A 14,250-nucleotide genomic window follows, 5' to 3' on the forward strand; every position below is an offset into this window, starting at 1 on the left:
ATGGCTACCCTGAGCGCGACCACGTACCTGGAGATGATCAGATGACCTATCCCCCACCGTCCGGTGGCTGGCAGGATCCCTTGGCGGCCGGGCAGCAGTCGAGCCCGCCGGGCGTGCCGAGTCAGCCGGGCCCGGCCGACCCGTACGCGCAGGCCGACCCGTACGCGCCGGTCGCGGACCCGTACGCGGGCGCGAAGTCGCCCTACGCCCCGCCCGGCGGCGAGCAGTACGCGGCGCCGATGCCCGGCTATCCGGGTGCCTATCCCCCGCCCGGCGCCTATCCCGGTTATGCGATGCCGGCGTCCCGCACGAACACGCTCGCCATCGTGGCGCTGGTGCTGTCGCTCGTCGGCTTCACCTCGTGCATCACCGCGCCGATCGGCGCGATCATGGGCCACGTCGCCCGCAAGCAGATCCGGGAGACCGGTGAGCAGGGCGAGGGCATGGCGAAGGCCGCAATCATCGTCGGCTGGATCCTGACCGCCCTGCTGATCGCCTTCATCATCTTCTACATCGTGATGATCGTGATCGCGGTCGGCGCCAGCAGCACCAGCAGCTACTGACGCGATCGGGCCGCCCCCGGCAGGGAGGCGGCCCGGCGCGCGGTCAGGACGCGGGCGGCGTGAACGTGGACGTGCGGGACATGCCGGCGGCGCGGCCCTTCGCGGCGATCACCAGCGCCATCTTGCGGGACGCCTCGTCGATCATCTCGTCGCCGAGCATCACCGCGCCGAGCTTCCCGCCGGCCTCCGAGGTGTAGTAGTCGTACGCGTCGAGGATCAGCTCGGCGTGGTCGTAGTCGGCCTGCGCCGGGGAGTAGACCTCGTTCGCGGCGTCGATCTGGCCGGGGTGCAGCACCCACTTGCCGTCGAAGCCCAGCGCCGCCGAGCGCTTCGCCACCTCGCGGAACGCGTCCACGTCCCGGATCTGCAGGAACGGGCCGTCGATGGCCTGCTTGTCGTGCATCCGCGCGGCCATCAGGATGCGCATCAGGATGTAGTGGTACGGGTCGCCCGGGTAGTCCGGGATCAGCGCGCCGACCACGAGCGACTTCATGTTGATCGAGGCCATGAAGTCGGCCGGGCCGAAGATGATCGTCTCGACCCGGGGCGAGGCGCCGGCGATGGCGTCCACGTTCACCAGCCCGGCCGCGTTCTCGATCTGCGCCTCGATGCCGATCCGGCCCACCTCCAGGCCGAGCGTCTTCTCGATCTGGGTGAGCAGCAGGTCCAGCCAGTGCACCTGCTCGGCGTTCTGCACCTTCGGCAGCATGATGCAGTCCAGGTTCGCCCCGGCGCCCTCGACCACCTCGATGACGTCCCGGTAGGTCCACGGCGTGGTCAGGTCGTTCACCCGGACCACGCGGGTCTTGCCCGTCCAGTCGCCCTCGTTCAGCGCGGCCACGATGTTCTTGCGCGCGTCCGGCTTGGCGAGCGGGGCGACCGCGTCCTCCAGGTCCAGGAAGACCTGGTCGGCGGGAAGGCCCTGGGCCTTGCCGAGCATTTTGACGCTGGAGCCGGGCACCGCCAGGCAGGATCGGCGGGGACGACCGACAGCGGTCATGGATGCGCTCCTTCCAGCGTCCGGCGCGGGTGCCGGCGCAGCGGTGGATTTCGAGAACTTAACGATCCCAAAGGGCGTGGTGACGCCACGGTAACCTCGTGCCGTGACCGGGGTGAATGGACCTGTGGAAGATCTCACTGAGCGTCGGATCGTGGTGCTGACCGGGGCCAGCTCCGGCATCGGCCTGGCCGCCGCCGAGGAGCTGGCGCGCCGCGGTGACCAGGTGGTGCTGGTCGGCCGCGACCCGGCCCGGCTGCGCGCCGCGGGCGAGCGGGTCCGCGAGTGCTGCGGCGAGCAGCCGGAGCTGTTCCGCGCCGACTTCGCGGTGCTCGACGACGTACGCGGTCTCGCCGAACGGCTGCGCGAGCGGTACGACCGGATCGACGTGCTCGCGAACAACGCGGGCGCGATCGTGCTGGAGCCGATCACCACGGTCGACGGGTTCGAGCTGAGCATGCAGGCCAACCACCTCGCTCCGTTCCTGCTCAGCAATCTGCTGGCCGACCGGATCGGGCGGATGGTGGTCACCGCCTCGGACGCGCACCGCAGCGGCGTGCTGGACCCGGACGACCTCAATTCCGCGCTGCGCTCGTACCGGCCGTTCCGCGCGTACGGCACCAGCAAGCAGGCGAACATCCTGTTCACCGCCGAGGCCGCGCGGCGCTGGCCGGAGGTGCCGGCGCACGCGTTCCACCCCGGCGTGGTGCGGACCCGCTTCGGCAACGAGAGCCGGATCGTGGCGCTCGGCATGCGGCTGCTGCCGTTCCGCAGCCCGGAGAAGGGTGCGGAGACGCTGGTGTGGCTGGCCTGCCAGGATCCGTCCCGGCTGACCGACGGCGGCTACTACGCCGACCGCAAGCCGCACCGGCCCCGACCCAAGGCGGCCGATCCGGCGCTGGCCGCCCGGCTCTGGACGGCCAGCGCGAAGGCGGTCGGGCTCGACGCCTGACGACACCGAGGGGACACATGACCACGGAGCAAGAGGTCCTGCTGGTCGCGCTCGTCGACCTGAGCGCCGACGTGGACGCCGGGCGGCGCTACGAGGACGCGGTGCTGGCGCTGCTCGGCCGGCACGGCGGCGAGTTGGAACGGCGGCTGCGTACCGGCGACGGGGAGACCGAGGTGCACGTCATCCGGTTCGCCGCCCGCGCCGGGCTGGACGCGTTCCTTGTCGACCCGGAGCGCGTCGCGTTGCGCACCGAGCTGGGCGACGCCGCGCCCGCCACCCGGGTGCTTGAGGTACGCGACGTCTGAGGTCACGACACGTGCACCGGGACGCTCGTGACCACCACGCCGGGCAGCGCGCGCAACGCCGCCCGTAGCCGCTGCTCGGCGCGGCTGTGCAGCAGCCGGTACCGCCGCCGGCGCAGCACCACCTCCGGCACGATCACGGTGAGCGTCAGGTCCGGGTTCGCGGCGTGCAGCGCCTCCAGGTAGTGCGCCAGCGGCCCGATCACCGACCGGTACGGCGACACGATCGTCTCCAGCCGCAGGTGGTCTCCCCAGGCCCGCCACTGTTCCCGGAACCGGTCCGCCTCGGCCTCCTCGGGAGCGAGGTGCACGGCGAGCGTCGGCCGCCCGAGTGACGTCGCGTACGCCAGCGCGCGCAGCGACGCCCGGTTCAGCCGGGCCACCGGCACGATCACCAGGTGGCGTACCTGCTGGGGCAGTTCGTCGCACTCGGCGGGTGGCGCGGACGGCGGCGGATGCAGCGCCAGCGCGCGGTGCAGCCGGTCGTAGTGCCTGTGGATCCGGCGGAACAGCAGCACCAGCAGCGGCACGGCGAGCACCACCACCCAGGCGCCCTCGGTGAACTTGGCGACCGCCGCGGTCAGCAGCACAAGCCCGGACAGCGCCGCGCCGACCGCGTTGAGCGCGAGGCGGCGCCGCCACCCCGCTCCCCGGCGGCGGCGCCAGTGCACCACCATCCCGGTCTGGGACAGCGTGAAGGCGAGGAAGACGCCCACCGCGTAGAGCGGGATCAGCCGCTCGGTGTGCCCGCCGAACGCGACGAACACGACCGCTGCGGTCAGCGCCAGCGCCACCAGCCCGTTGCTGAACGCCAGCCGGTCGCCCATGTGCAGGAAACGGCGCGGCGCGTGCCCGTCCCGGGCCATGAAGAACAGCAGCCGGGGGAAGTCGTTGAACGCCGTGTTCGCGGCGAGCAGCAGGATCAGCGCGGTGGTGGCCTGGAGGATCGCGTACCCGGGTCCGCTCGGGAACGTGACCCGGCCGAGCTGGGACAGCAGCGTCTCGTCCGCCCGGGGCACCAGTCCGTCGAGGTGGATCAGCCCGATCAGGCCCGCGAACAGCGTCACCAGCATGGCGACCATCCAGCCGAGCGTGGTGCGGGCGTTGCGCCACTCGGTCGGGCGGAACGCGGGCACCGCGTTGGAGACCGCCTCGATGCCGGTCATCGACACCGCGCCGGAGGAGAAGGCCCGCAGCACCAGCAGCAGGCCCAGGCCCTCGGCGGCGGGCACCGAGGGCGGCGGCAGCGGCGCGAAACCCCGCGAGGCGGCCTTCGCGTACCCGATCGCCAGCACCGCGACAAGCACCACCACGAACGCGTACGTGGGCAGCACGAAGATGTTCCCCGCGGTGCGGACGCCGCGCAGGTTCCCGGCGAGCAGCACGACGATCACCAGCACCCCGAGCGGCACCGCCCACGGATCGAGCCCTGGTAGCGCCGAGGTGACCGCGTGCACCCCGGCCGCCACCGACACGGACACGGTCAGCACGTAGTCGAGCATCAGCCCGGCCGCGGCGGCGAGGCCCGGCGTACGCCCGAGGTTGTCCCCCGCGACGATGTACGAGCCGGCACCGTGCGGGTAGGCCGGGATGGTCTGCCGGTAGGAGAGGCCGACGGCGATCATCAGCAGCACCAGTACGGCGGCGAGCGGCAGGGCCAATCCGAGCGCGGCGCTCCCGGCCAGCACCAGCACCGCGAGCATCGCCTCCGGCCCGTACGCCACGGAACTGAGCAGGTCCGACGAGAGCACCGGCAGCGCTACGAGTTTGCGCATCCGCTCGTACAGCACCGACGCGCTGGACAGCGGCGGCCCGAGCAGCGCCCGGCGGGCCCGGGCGGCGGCCCGGCCGGTCCGGTCGCCGGGCAGGTCGGCCGCACCGGTGGCGACCAGCTCGTCCGGCTGCGCCACGGTGAACATGTCGATCGGCGCCAGCCGCCCGAACCGGGTCGGCGCCGGGTGGTGGTCGTGCCGTCCCAGCGTCGGGTCGACCGGCAGGTCGTCGGCGCGGCGCGGGCCGCGCCAGCGCTCGCCGATCCGGCCGAGCGCCGCGCGTTCCTCGTCGCCGAGCGGCGGGAACTCGGCCGAGGGCGTGACGACGGTGCCCGTCTCCGCCGCGTCGTCCCGGTCCGCCCCCACTCTGAGCACTTTCGTGCAAACCGGACGGCCCGGTGGCCGGAACGGCGCGACTTCGCCCCGACCGGCTCAGTCGAGCGGGATGCCGGGTCGCCGCGCCGGCGCTGCGTCGCCGAGCGGGGTCGGGTCGGCGGGGGCCGCGACCGGCGCGGCACGGCGACCGGCCCGCGCCCCGCCGAGCACCACCACCGCCACGCCGGCCAGCAGGAGCGCCAGGCCCGGCAGCGCCAGCGGCCGGGGCAACTGCCCCAGCCACACCCAGCCGATCAGCGCCGCGCCGGGCGCCTCCAGCAGGATCAGCACGCTCACAGTGGTCGCCGAGACCCGGTGCAGGGCGTAGTTGAACATCGAGTGGCCGAGCAGTTGGGCGCCCGCCACCAGGCCGAGGATCGCCAGCCAGGTCGGGCCGTCGAAGCCGTGCAGGCGTACCCCTCCGACCAGGCACACCACGAGCAGGATCGCCGCGCAGACGCCGTAGCAGACGGTGGTGTAGGTGGTGGTGCTGATGCTGGCCCGGGCCCGCTCGCCGAACGCGGTGTAGACGGCCGCGAACAGGCCGCCGACCACGGCGAGCAGGTCACCGGCGAACGCCCGGCCGGAGACGCCGAAATCGGCGCCGGTGGCGAGCACCGCGCCGAGCACCGCCACCCCGATGCCGGCCCACACCGCCCTCGGCAGCCGCCGCCCCTGCCCGCGGGCGATCAACCCCTGCCACACCGGCTGCGTCGCGCCGAGCGCGGTCGCGGCCGCCACCGAGGTGAGCTGCGCGCTCGGCATCCAGGTGGCGAAGTGGGCGGCAAGGGCGACCCCGGAGAGTACGCAGTAGAGCCCCTCGCGCCGGCCCGGCCCGACGGTCAGCGCGCGGAGTTCGGCGCGTTTTCGGATCAACGCGACCGGGCCGAGGACCGCCGCCGACAACGCGGTACGCCAGAACGCCACCGCCAGCGCCGACGCGGCGGCGAACGCCACGAGCGGCGCCGAGGACGAGACCGAGGCGACGGCCAGGGCGAGCGCGCCGACCGTCAGCGCGTCGAGCGGCGGGCGATGCGGAACGGTGGGCACGAACGGTAATCCTCACACGGGCACCCGACCGACACGGAACGTCAGCACTCCGTTACGATCATGCGCGTCCCGGTGATCCTCCCCCTCGACGTCCGGAGGCGTTCCCTCATGCTCCGATTCCAGGCGGTGCTGTTCGACTTCTTCGGCACCCTGACTCACGGCGTACGGCGCGGAGCCGCCCACCGCGCCACCGCCGACATGCTCGGCTGCTCCACCGAGGCCCTGGTGGAGGTGCTGGACAGCAGCTTCTACGAACGGGCCAGCGGCTCCTTCGGGAACGCCGAGTCGACGATGCGCTGGGTGTGCGCCCGGCTCGGCGTCCACCCGTCCGACGAGACCGTGCGCGCCGCCGTCGCCACCCGGCACCGGGCCGTACGCGCCGACACCCGGCTGCGCGCAGAGGCCGTGCCGGTGCTCGCCGCGTTGCGCCACCGGGGCGTCCGCACCGGGCTGGTCAGCGACTGCACGCACGAACTGCCGGCGTTCCTGCCGCAGCTCGCCGTCGCGCCGCTGCTCGACGCGCAGGTCTTCTCGGTACGCCTCGGACGCTGCAAACCGGACCCGGCGCTCTACCTGGCCGCGTGTTACCGGCTCGGCCAGTCCCCGGCCGACTGCCTCTACGTCGGGGACGGCGACAGCGAGGAGCTGACCGGCGCGGAGCGGGCGGGGCTGAGCGCGGTCCGGCTGGCCGCGCCGGATCTCGCCGACCACGTGGTCCTGAGCGCCGACCACGGCTTCGACGGGCCGTCGCTGACCTCACTGACGGACGTGCTCGACCTGCTCGCCCCGGTCCCCGTCGCCTGACCCGGCCCATCGGACGCGGCGTCAGCGGCGGCGGACGCGGTGCAGGCGGAACGGCTTGCGGACGGCCCGCACCACAGGGGCCGGTCGGGGCTGCTCACTCAGCGAGCCGTCCGGCAGGTCGGCGCCGGTCACCGGGGTGCCGGCGGGCGCGAGCCGGTTGAGCGCGCACCCCTGCGCCGCCCACCGCTCCACCAGCTCGGCGGCGGAGCCGGAGGCGTTGAGCCGCTTCGCCGCGACCAGCGGCGCGACGGTGTCCCACTCCTCGGTGCCGGGTCGCAGCCGGGTCACCCGCGCCGGCCAGGTGACGATCCGCCCGCCGTGGTCGCCGCGCAGCGTCACGTCGGCCGTGTCGCTGTCGGCCAGCCCGGGCGCGGTCTGCTCGCCGGGACCGGTGACCACGAGCAGGGTGCCCTCCACCGGCAGGCACCACAGCGCGTACGCCGGGCCGCCGGCGGTGCTCACCCAGCAGACCGCGGCCTTCTTCACCGCCTCGTCCACGAGCGGCGGCGTCACCCGCTCGTCCACCTCGTCACTCACCCCGCCATCCTGCCCCATCCCCCGCGGGTCAGCCGATGAACGGGGGGACGGTGATCTCGCCTCGGGCCACCGGCATGACCTGGCCGGAGACGGTCGCGCCCACCGCCAGCCCGCCGGACGCGGTCACCGTGCAGGCGAGCGTCGACGGGCGGTTGATCTCGATGCCCTGCCGGACGGTGTACTCCGCGCGGCCCTCGCCGGGCAGCAGGCCGCTGGCGACCAGCCACACGCCCAGTCCCAGGGCGGCCGAGCCGGTCGCCGGGTCCTCCGGTACGCCGAGCCCCGGCACGAAGACCCGGGCGTGCGCGGTTTGCGAACCGGGCTCCCAGGAGAAGAGGCTGACGTGCTCCACTCCGTACCGCTGCGCCGCCGTCGTGTTCAACCGTGCCCGGGCCACCGCGTCCGGGCGTACCGGAAGGTAGGGGAATTCGAGGCCGCACCCGGCGACCCGCGGTGGCGGGCCGACGTGGTCGGGGCCGGTGAGGCCGACCATCTCCAGCAGCGGCTCCGGGTCGAGTTCCGGGCCGAGCGTGGGCGTGCCGCCGGTGAGCGTCGCGCCGGTGGCGGTCACCTCGATCGGCAGGACGCCGGCGCCGCACTCCTGGGTGATCCGGCCCGCGCCGAAGACGCCGCGCCGGCTCGCGGTCACCGCGGCACCGACGCTCGGGTGCCCGGCGAAGGGCAGCTCGTCGGCCGGGGTGAAGATCCGGGCCCGGTAGGTGGCGCCCACCTGCGTCGGCGGCAGCACGAAGACCGTCTCGGACAGGTTGAACTCCAGCGCGAGCGCCTGCATCTGCTCGGTGGCCAGCCCTTCCGCGCCGAACACCACGGCCAGCGGGTTGCCGGCGAACGGGCGGTCGGTGAAGACGTCCACGATCTCGTAGCCCAAGGTCGACATGTTGTTAGAGACTAGGCCCTTAGGCTGGTGGCCGTGAGCACGCCGAACCGGGTCTACCTCGCTCGACTCGCCGGAGTCGCCGTTTTCGACCCGAACGGCGACCAGGTCGGCCGCGTCCGCGACGCGGTGGCCCGGATGCGGGCGACCCAGCGGCCGCCGGAGGTGGTCGGTCTGGTCGCCGAGATGCCGATGCGGCGGCGCATCTTCCTGTCCATCAACCGGATCACCTCCATCGACACGGACGCGGTGGTGCTCGGCAGCGGCACGCTCAACCTGCGCCGGTTCGAGAAGCGCCCGAACGAGCTGCTGGTGCTCCAGGAACTCCTGGACCGCCGGGTCCAGCTCGACAGCGGGCAGGCCGGCTCGGTGGTGGACGTGGCGATGGAGTCCAGCCGCGGCGGCGAGTGGGCGCTGAGCCGCGTCGCCGTGCGCGAGCACACCGGCCGGCTCACCCGCCGCGGCCACCTCCACCAGGTCGACTGGGACCGGGTCCGCGGGCTGGGCGCGGTCGGCGACAACCGGGGTACGGCGAACCTGCTCGCCGTCCTGGAGGACATGCGTCCGGCGGACCTGGCGAACGCGCTCCAGGATCTGCCCGACGCCCGGCGCAACGAGGTGGCCGCCGCGCTCGACGACGAACGCCTCGCCGACGTGCTGAGTGAGCTGCCCGAGCGCGACCAGGTGGAGATCCTGGCCGCGCTGGACCGGCAGCGCGCCGCCGACGTGCTGGAGGAGATGGAGCCGGACGACGCGGCCGACCTGCTGAACGAGCTGCCCCCGCCGGAGCAGGACGTGCTGCTGGACCTGATGGAGCCGGACGAGGCCGACCCGGTACGCCAACTGCTGCGCTACGCCTCCGGCACCGCCGGCAGCGTGATGACCTCGGAGCCGGTGATCCTGCCGCCGGACGCCACGGTGGCCGAGGCGCTGGCCCGGATCCGGGAGCCGCAGCTCTCGCCCGCGGTGGCCGCCCAGGTCTTCGTGACCCGTGCCCCACTGACCACGCCCACCGGCCGCTACCTGGGTATGGTGCATTTCCAGCGGTTGCTCCGGGAACCTCCGGCCGACCTGCTCGGCGGCATCGTGGTCAACGACATCGACCCGTTGCGGACGTCGACGCCGCTGCCCGAGATCACCCGCCGGATGGCGACGTACGACATGGTGAGCATGCCGGTGGTGGACCGGAACAACCGCCTGGTCGGCGCGGTGACAGTGGACGACGTGCTCGACCACTCCCTGCCGCGGGACTGGCGGGACCGGGACGCGGCCTTCCCCTCGTCCGCCACCGACGACGGCACCCGGGACGGCGACGATGAGTGATCAGCGACGGGGCGAGCGGCTGGACCAGCCGCGCACCCCGCGGAACCTGCGCCTGCGCCGGGTCGACGCGGAGACCTTCGGCCGCTGGGCCGAGGGCATCGCCCGGGGCATGGGTACGGCGAACTTCCTCGTCTACATGACGCTGATCCTGGTGGCCTGGTTCCTGTGGAACACGCTGGCGCCGGCGAATCTGCGCTTCGACCCGTACACCTTCACGTTCCTGACCTTGATCCTCTCCCTGCAGGCGTCGTACGCGGCGCCGCTGATCCTGCTCGCGCAGAACCGGCAGGCGGACCGGGACCGGATCGCGCTGGACGAGGACCGGCGGCGGGCCACCCTCCAGAAGGCCGACACGGAGTACCTGGCCCGGGAGATAGCCGCGCTGCGGATCGCGATGGGTGAGGTGGCGACGCGGGACTTCCTGCGCTCGGAGCTGACCCGGCTGGGTGAGGAGCTGGACGAGGCGGCCGAGCGGCGGCGCAAGCTGGAGCGGCGGCAGCAGGAGCGGGAGGGCCGCCGGACGGGCGGCGGCGAGCCGCTGGACGAGCCCCGGGACGAGCTGGACGGCGACTACGCGCGGGACCGCCGCTACGAGGGCTGACCCGGTCATCGAATCGCTCACCCCGCCCCCGCCAGCGGCGGTGGCCGATGACCCGCGACGTAGCATTGCGGGCATGTCAGCACCCGTCAGCACCGTCTCCGACGCGATCCAGGCCGCCCTGGCCACCGTCAACGACCCGGAGATCCGCCGGCCGATCACCGAACTCGGCATGGTCCAGTCCGCCGAGCGTGGCGAGGACGGCGTGGTCCGGGTGGAGCTGCTGCTCACCGTGGCCGGCTGCCCGCTGAAGGACAAGCTGCGCAGTGACATCACCGCCGCCGTGGGCGCGGTACCCGGCGTGAGCGGTGTCGAGATCATCTTCGGTGTGATGAGCCCGGAGCAGCGCCAGGAGCTCCAGTCGAAGCTGCGCGGTGGCGGCGCCACCGCCGAGCCGGTGATCCCGTTCGCCCAGCCGGGCTCGCGGACCCGGGTCTACGCGGTCGCCAGCGGCAAGGGCGGTGTCGGCAAGTCCAGCGTCACCGTCAACCTGGCCGCCGCACTGGCCTCGCGCGGCCTGTCGGTGGGCGTGGTGGACGCGGACATCTACGGCCACTCGGTGCCGCGGATGCTCGGCGCCGACGGCGCGCCGACCCGCGTCGAGGACATGATCATGCCGCCGCAGTCGCACGGCGTGAAGGTCATCTCGATCGGCATGTTCACCCCCGGCAACGCCGCAGTGGTCTGGCGCGGGCCGATGCTGCACCGGGCGCTTCAGCAGTTCCTCGCCGACGTCTACTGGGGTGACCTGGACGTCCTGCTGCTCGACCTGCCGCCGGGCACCGGCGACATCGCGATCTCGGTGGCCCAGTTGCTGCCGAACGCGGAGATCCTCGTCGTCACCACGCCGCAGGCGGCCGCCGCCGAGGTGGCCGAGCGGGCGGGCGCGATCTCGCTGCAGACCCACCAGCGGGTGGTCGGCGTGATCGAGAACATGTCCTGGCTGGAGATGCCGGACGGTTCCCGGATGGAGGTCTTCGGGGCCGGTGGCGGCGCGGCGGTGGCCGAGTCGCTGACCCGCACGATCGGCGCGCAGGTGCCGGTGCTGGGGCAGATCCCGCTGGACACCCGGGTCCGCGAGGGCGGCGACGCCGGTCAGCCGATCGTGCTGGCGCAGCCGGACGCCCCGGCCGCGAAGGCCCTGTTCGAGGTCGCCGACCGCCTGGCCGTACGCCGCGAGTCGCTGCTCGGCAAGCCCCTGGGCCTCAAGCCGGCCGGCCGCTGACCCCACCTCCGCTCCCACCGCTCCCCACCGCCCCTTCCCGCCGCACGCGGGAGGGGGCGGTCCCGTCCCCGTTCCCGGGGTCGATCATGAGGTTGACGGTCGCCGGGGCGGCGTGTCGCGCCGTCAACTTCATGATCGACGGTGCGATCAGCGGGACGATCGGCGGGAGGCGCGCGGTCAGGTGGCGTCGTCGTAGGACGGGCGGGGGGCCGGCGGCGCGGGGGTGGGGGTGCTGGTCGCCACCCTCGGGGTACGCAGGTCGGCGGCCTTGGCGACGTCCTTCAGCTCGTCGTGCACGCCTGTGACGTCCGAGCGCAGGTTGTCGTACATGCTCTGCAGCGGCTTGCGGATCGCCTGCTCGTCGTCCTCGCTGAGCAGGTGCTTGCGGATGAACGCCTTGGGGTGCAGATCCTCCAGCTGGATGTCCGTACCCAGCTCGCGGCTCAGGTCACCGGTCGCGTTGCGCGCCATGTTGCGCAGGTTGCGGACCATGCGGAGGCCGTCGCTGATCACGTTGGGCAGCCGATCACCGAAGATCAACAGCGCCAGGAGCAGCAGGACGCCGATCTCCCACCAGTTCAGGTTCTCGAACACCGCGGCCTCCTCGTCCGTGTCAGGGCCAGACTACGCACGTCAGGTGACCATCGGGGAGGGGGTGACGGGTCCTCACTTCGCATCCGCGGCGAGCGTCACCGACGCGTTCTGCCGCGCCGACCCGCGCCGGTACTCGACTGTCACCACGGAACCGGGCGCGTACTTGCGCACCAGGGCCACCAGGTCGGTCGGATCGGTCATCGGATGGCCGTCCAGCCGGAGCACCACGTCCCCGGTACGCAGTCCGGCCGCCGCCGCCGGACCGGCCGGCTCGACCGCGTTGAGGCGTACCCCGCCGCCGGTGGCGCCGGTGCCGCCCACCTGGGCGCCGATCACCGTACGACGGGCCTTGCCGGTGCCGATGATGTCCTCGGTGATCCGCTTCGCCTGGTTGATCGGGATGGCGAAGGCGAGGCCGATGTTGCCCGCCTCCTGCCCGTCGGCCACCAGCGACTTGATCGTCGAGTTCACGCCGACCACCCGCCCGGCGCCGTCCACCAGCGGGCCGCCCGAGTTGCCGTGGTTGACGGCGGCGTCGGTCTGGATCGCCGCGTAGTAGCGGGTCGGCCCGCCCGGCTCGCCGGCCTGCATGGTCCGGTCCAGCGCGCTCACGATGCCCGCGGTGACGGTGTTGGCGAGCGACAACGGCGACCCGATGGCGAGCACCGGGTCACCGACGGCGAGCGCGTCGGAGTCGCCGAACTGCACCGGGGTCAGCCCGCTGCGCGAGACCTTGATCACGGCGAGGTCCGACTCCGGATCCTGCCCGACCACGGTGCCGGCGGCGGTGCTGCCGTCGTTGAACACGACGGTGGCCTTGCCGGGGCCGTCGGCGACCACGTGGTCGTTGGTGACGATGTGGCCCTCGCTGGTCACCACGAAGCCGGAGCCCTCGCTGGTGCCGCCGAGGCTGACCACCCGGATGGTGACCACGCTGGGCAGGACCCGCTCGGCCACCCCGGCCAGCGACTCGGGCTTGCGCTGGGCCAGCGCCGGGGCCTGCCCGGACTGCGCGCCGATCGTCGGCACGTCACCGCCGCGCAGGAAGGCGTACGTCAGGGCGCTGCCCAGCGAACCGGCCAGCAGGGCCGTGACCAGGGAGATCAGCACCACCTGGCGCATCCCCGGCCGGGCCGGCAGGTCCGGGTCGGTGACCGGTTCCGGCTCCCCCGCCCCCGGTGCCGGCGCCGCCGGGACCACCACGGCGGCGGGCGCGTACGGGTCGCGCCAGGGGTCGGCCAGCGCGTCGGACCACCACGGCGACGCCGCCTGACCCGACGCGTCCTGCGGCGGTCGTCCGGACGCCGGCCCACCCGGCACCGGCGATCCGCCGGGCCGCCGCCAGTCCCAGCCGTCGGTCACGTCGGTGCCTCCCACTTCGTCCCGCTGGCCCCGCGCCGGCGGCCGGCGGAGCCGGACGACAGTGACGCGCGGGACCCATCCAGGATTACACGGATGACGCGAACGGGGTCAGGGGTTGCCCTCCGTGAGCACTCCACGGCGGACTCGCGGCTGCGCCGCTACCGGCCCGCCTCTACGCTCACAGTGCATACCGCCCCTCGCACCAGTCCGCCCCTCGGAGGTGTCCCATCGCCACGGTCGCCGGTCACGGCAGTTCGACGGCCCAGGCGCTCCACTTCGCCGAGTCTTTCGTCACCGAGGATCTCGTGCTGCGCACGGCCCGCGCCCTCGCCCACGAGGTGGGGGTGGAGGCGGTCACGCCCGGGTCGGGTGCCGCGCTGCGGCTGCTCGCCGCCGCCGGCAACGCCCGGGCGGTGGTGGAGATCGGCACCGGCACCGGGGTGAGTGGCGTGTGGCTGCTGCGCGGCATGCGCCCCGACGGTGTGCTCACCACGATCGACGTCGAGGTCGAATACCAGCGCATCGCCCGGCGGCTGTTCCAGGAGGCGGGCTTTCCGTCGGGGCGTACCCGGATCATCACCGGCCGGGCCCTCGACGTGCTGCCGCGGCTCGCGGACGGCGCCTACGACCTGGTCTTCGTGGACGCGGTGGCGACCGGCTTCGCCGCGTACGTGGACGCGGCGCTGCGGCTGCTGCGCCCCGGCGGGGTGCTCGCGCTCAACGGCGCGCTGGCGGCCGGCCGGATCGGTGACCCGGCCGCGCGGGACGCCGAGACGGTCACCGTGCGGGAGACCATCAAGGCGATCCGCGAGTCGGAGCACTGGGTGCCCGCGCTGCTGCCGGTCGGCCACGGCCTGCTCGCCGCCGTGAAGGCCTGACGAGGCTGATCAGCCCAGCGTGC

The 14,250-nt window shown here is 73.5% G+C and carries 15 protein-coding genes; 8 read left to right on the plus strand and 7 right to left on the minus strand.

Annotated features, from left to right (window positions below; all coding sequences use genetic code 11):
- The first annotated feature begins 41 nt into the window (after positions 1 to 41).
- Positions 42 to 563: a DUF4190 domain-containing protein gene (locus OC439_RS06600; RefSeq protein WP_262012660.1), complete on the plus strand. Its 522-nt coding sequence runs from the start codon at positions 42 to 44 to the stop codon at positions 561 to 563.
- 43 nt (positions 564 to 606) lie between these two features.
- On the opposite strand, the gene OC439_RS06605 is transcribed toward OC439_RS06600, so the two are convergent.
- Positions 607 to 1,563, minus strand: a complete 957-nt coding sequence (locus OC439_RS06605) for an HpcH/HpaI aldolase/citrate lyase family protein (protein WP_135243191.1) — start codon at positions 1,561 to 1,563, stop codon at positions 607 to 609.
- Positions 1,564 to 1,687: 124 nt separating this feature from the next.
- On the opposite strand from OC439_RS06605, the gene OC439_RS06610 reads away from it, so the two are divergent.
- Positions 1,688 to 2,512 carry an SDR family NAD(P)-dependent oxidoreductase gene (locus OC439_RS06610; RefSeq protein WP_262012661.1) on the plus strand — a complete coding sequence of 275 codons (825 nt, stop codon included), beginning with the start codon at positions 1,688 to 1,690 and terminating at the stop codon, positions 2,510 to 2,512.
- Between the two features lie 17 nt (positions 2,513 to 2,529).
- A complete protein-coding gene (locus OC439_RS06615) occupies positions 2,530 to 2,817 on the plus strand; it encodes a hypothetical protein (protein WP_262012662.1) in 288 nt (95 codons plus the stop codon).
- Between the two features lie 2 nt (positions 2,818 to 2,819).
- Here the strand turns inward: OC439_RS06615 and OC439_RS06620 are convergent, their stop codons facing one another.
- Together OC439_RS06620 and OC439_RS06625 are read right to left on the minus strand one after the other, a co-directional pair.
- Positions 2,820 to 4,952 (minus strand): APC family permease, encoded by a 2,133-nt coding sequence (locus OC439_RS06620; RefSeq protein WP_262012663.1) that lies wholly within the window; start codon positions 4,950 to 4,952, stop codon positions 2,820 to 2,822.
- Between the two features lie 66 nt (positions 4,953 to 5,018).
- Positions 5,019 to 6,011: a DMT family transporter gene (locus OC439_RS06625; RefSeq protein ID WP_262012664.1), complete on the minus strand. Its 993-nt coding sequence runs from the start codon at positions 6,009 to 6,011 to the stop codon at positions 5,019 to 5,021.
- 108 nt (positions 6,012 to 6,119) lie between these two features.
- On the opposite strand from OC439_RS06625, the gene OC439_RS06630 reads away from it, so the two are divergent.
- Positions 6,120 to 6,815, plus strand: coding sequence for an HAD family hydrolase (locus OC439_RS06630; protein ID WP_262012665.1), 696 nt, complete (start codon positions 6,120 to 6,122; stop codon positions 6,813 to 6,815).
- Positions 6,816 to 6,836: 21 nt separating this feature from the next.
- Here OC439_RS06630 and OC439_RS06635 read toward each other — a convergent pair whose 3' ends face one another.
- Positions 6,837 to 7,370 carry a hypothetical protein gene (locus OC439_RS06635; protein WP_262012666.1) on the minus strand — a complete coding sequence of 178 codons (534 nt, stop codon included), beginning with the start codon at positions 7,368 to 7,370 and terminating at the stop codon, positions 6,837 to 6,839.
- A gap of 10 nt (positions 7,371 to 7,380) precedes the next feature.
- The gene (locus tag OC439_RS06640) at positions 7,381 to 8,250 is read right to left on the minus strand and encodes a PhzF family phenazine biosynthesis protein (RefSeq protein WP_145823274.1); all 870 of its coding nucleotides are present in this window, start codon (positions 8,248 to 8,250) and stop codon (positions 7,381 to 7,383) included.
- Positions 8,251 to 8,283: 33 nt separating this feature from the next.
- On the opposite strand from OC439_RS06640, the gene OC439_RS06645 reads away from it, so the two are divergent.
- The 3 genes from OC439_RS06645 (at position 8,284) to OC439_RS06655 (ending at position 11,393) form a co-directional block, all read left to right on the plus strand.
- Entirely contained in the window at positions 8,284 to 9,570 is a 1,287-nt protein-coding gene (locus OC439_RS06645) for a magnesium transporter MgtE N-terminal domain-containing protein (protein WP_262012667.1), read from the plus strand.
- Positions 9,563 to 10,171, plus strand: a complete 609-nt coding sequence (locus OC439_RS06650; protein ID WP_262012668.1) for a DUF1003 domain-containing protein — start codon at positions 9,563 to 9,565, stop codon at positions 10,169 to 10,171. Before OC439_RS06645 ends, OC439_RS06650 begins: the two co-directional genes overlap by 8 nt.
- A gap of 73 nt (positions 10,172 to 10,244) precedes the next feature.
- Positions 10,245 to 11,393: an Mrp/NBP35 family ATP-binding protein gene (locus tag OC439_RS06655; RefSeq protein ID WP_013473894.1), complete on the plus strand. Its 1,149-nt coding sequence runs from the start codon at positions 10,245 to 10,247 to the stop codon at positions 11,391 to 11,393.
- A 177-nt stretch (positions 11,394 to 11,570) separates the two neighbouring features.
- On the opposite strand, the gene OC439_RS06660 is transcribed toward OC439_RS06655, so the two are convergent.
- Both OC439_RS06660 and OC439_RS06665 read right to left on the minus strand, forming a co-directional pair.
- Positions 11,571 to 11,987: a preprotein translocase subunit TatB gene (locus OC439_RS06660; protein ID WP_135243181.1), complete on the minus strand. Its 417-nt coding sequence runs from the start codon at positions 11,985 to 11,987 to the stop codon at positions 11,571 to 11,573.
- 72 nt (positions 11,988 to 12,059) lie between these two features.
- Positions 12,060 to 13,364 (minus strand): S1C family serine protease, encoded by a 1,305-nt coding sequence (locus OC439_RS06665; protein ID WP_262012669.1) that lies wholly within the window; start codon positions 13,362 to 13,364, stop codon positions 12,060 to 12,062.
- 212 nt (positions 13,365 to 13,576) lie between these two features.
- Between OC439_RS06665 and OC439_RS06670 the strand changes: the two genes are divergently transcribed.
- Positions 13,577 to 14,227 carry an O-methyltransferase gene (locus OC439_RS06670; protein ID WP_082171245.1) on the plus strand — a complete coding sequence of 217 codons (651 nt, stop codon included), beginning with the start codon at positions 13,577 to 13,579 and terminating at the stop codon, positions 14,225 to 14,227.
- Positions 14,228 to 14,250: the final 23 nt, after the last annotated feature.

The organism is Micromonospora sp. Mcm103 (genome assembly GCF_024519755.1).
GTDB classification, from domain to species: Bacteria; Actinomycetota; Actinomycetes; order Mycobacteriales; family Micromonosporaceae; genus Micromonospora; species Micromonospora aurantiaca.

Bases quoted from the DNA above. Each gene is read 5' to 3' on its own strand.
- OC439_RS06630 (WP_262012665.1), top strand. From the start codon at position 6,120: ATGCTCCGATTCCAGGCGGTGCTGTTCGACTTCTTCGGCACCCTGACT.
- OC439_RS06650 (WP_262012668.1), top strand. From the start codon at position 9,563: ATGAGTGATCAGCGACGGGGCGAGCGGCTGGACCAGCCGCGCACCCCG.
- OC439_RS06600 (WP_262012660.1), top strand. From the start codon at position 42: ATGACCTATCCCCCACCGTCCGGTGGCTGGCAGGATCCCTTGGCGGCC.
- OC439_RS06635 (WP_262012666.1), bottom strand. From the start codon at position 7,370: ATGGGGCAGGATGGCGGGGTGAGTGACGAGGTGGACGAGCGGGTGACG.
- OC439_RS06615 (WP_262012662.1), top strand. From the start codon at position 2,530: ATGACCACGGAGCAAGAGGTCCTGCTGGTCGCGCTCGTCGACCTGAGC.
- OC439_RS06655 (WP_013473894.1), top strand. From the start codon at position 10,245: ATGTCAGCACCCGTCAGCACCGTCTCCGACGCGATCCAGGCCGCCCTG.
- OC439_RS06640 (WP_145823274.1), bottom strand. From the start codon at position 8,250: ATGTCGACCTTGGGCTACGAGATCGTGGACGTCTTCACCGACCGCCCG.
- OC439_RS06605 (WP_135243191.1), bottom strand. From the start codon at position 1,563: ATGACCGCTGTCGGTCGTCCCCGCCGATCCTGCCTGGCGGTGCCCGGC.